Consider the following 1,514-nt stretch of genomic DNA (forward strand, 5'->3'; position numbering starts at 1 on the left):
AGTTACACGACTGGTTATAACGCTGGTAAGAGTGAGGCAAGCGGTTATGATGACCAGAAGGCCCCAGCAGCAGATGCGTCACAAGCTGAAAAGGATGCCTACAATGCAGCTAAAGCTGGAGCAGCTGATGGTATTGCCGGTAAGCAGCCAGCAGATAACTCAACTCAGTCGCAAGCCTATAAGGATGCCTATACCAAGGCTTATCAGGATGCAACAAATGGTTACAATACTGGTTACGCCGCGGGCCAAAATGGTACGAAACCAAGTGCTAGCCAAGCAGCCGACCCATCTTATATGAAGGGTTACAACGCTGGTCAAGCAGCAAAGCAAGCCATTACTGATGACCAAAATGGTCAAAATAATGCAAGCAGTTCAGCTGATTCGACAACCTATAGTGATGCTCAGCAAGGCTACCATGATGGCGTTATCGCCACAGGCAAGACCGGTGTGAATACGCCAAACGCTACGGCAGCCAACGGTGATGCTCCATACCAGGTAGCTTATGACCAAGCTATTAAGGACACGAACGCAGCCCGTGAAGTCGCTTACCAGGATGCTGATAATGACCATGGTCAAACCAATGGTTCAAGTTATAAGTATTCTGCTAATAGTGATGTACAAACGGTAGCGCAACAAGCTTATACCGATGCTCAAACTGCTTATGCTGAAGCCATCTCTGGTGTTACAACACCAACGAGTCCAAATGATGCTCAGGCAAGTGGTATTACGACCGCCAAAAATGATCAGACCTATGTTGATGATACAGTTGCCAACCAATCACCAAGCGCAACGGTTTCATCTGCTAAGTCAACAGTGGTTTCAGCTCAAATCACAGCAGCTCAAAAAGCCTTTACGGCTAACCCAGATGCTTCTGACAGTTTGAACAGCACTGATCCACTCGCTAACTACGCTTATAAGACTGAAATGGATGCTTTGCAGAAGCAGTATCAGTCCGGAATTACAGATGCCAAGGCAGGAACAAGCCCAGCAACTACGGCCAGTGATGCCGAAAAGCAAGGTGCTAGCGACTATACAGCCGGATTGAACGCTGCGGTCAATGGTCAGACTATTGACAACCCAACCAGTGGTAATAAAGCTGGAGAAGATGCTATCAACTCCTTCAATAAGGGTTATCAAGATGCCGTGGATGGCAAAGATGATAGTAGCTCCGCTGACCCAGTTCAAAAGGCCGCCCAAGCAGCTGCCACTGAAGCCTTCAACGATGTGAAGAACAACACCGTCAAGACTTCTGATGAAATCAAGACGATGAACCCAGTGGCTCAGGTCGCCTATCAAAAGGCAGAACAAGAGGCCCAGGCTGATGCTGCCAAGGGAGCTCAAGCTTATGTCAATGGTGGTAGTCGTCCAGATGATAGTACCGTAGATGGTAAGGCAGCTGCCGCCGGATACGATGCTGCTAAATCAGGCTACACTGATGGCCAGAGCGGTAAGGCTGCAACATCAACTGACCCAAGTTACACGACTGGTTATAACGCTGGTAAGAGTGAGGCAAG

The 1,514-nt window shown here is 48.5% G+C and carries 1 protein-coding gene; it reads left to right on the forward strand.

The features are described from left to right. Positions 1–1,514 (forward strand): hypothetical protein (locus AOQ32_RS08755; protein WP_158531898.1); only part of this gene is annotated, 1,514 nt, incomplete at both ends.

Source organism: Fructobacillus tropaeoli (genome assembly GCF_001047135.2).
GTDB lineage: Bacteria > Bacillota > Bacilli > Lactobacillales > Lactobacillaceae > Fructobacillus > Fructobacillus tropaeoli.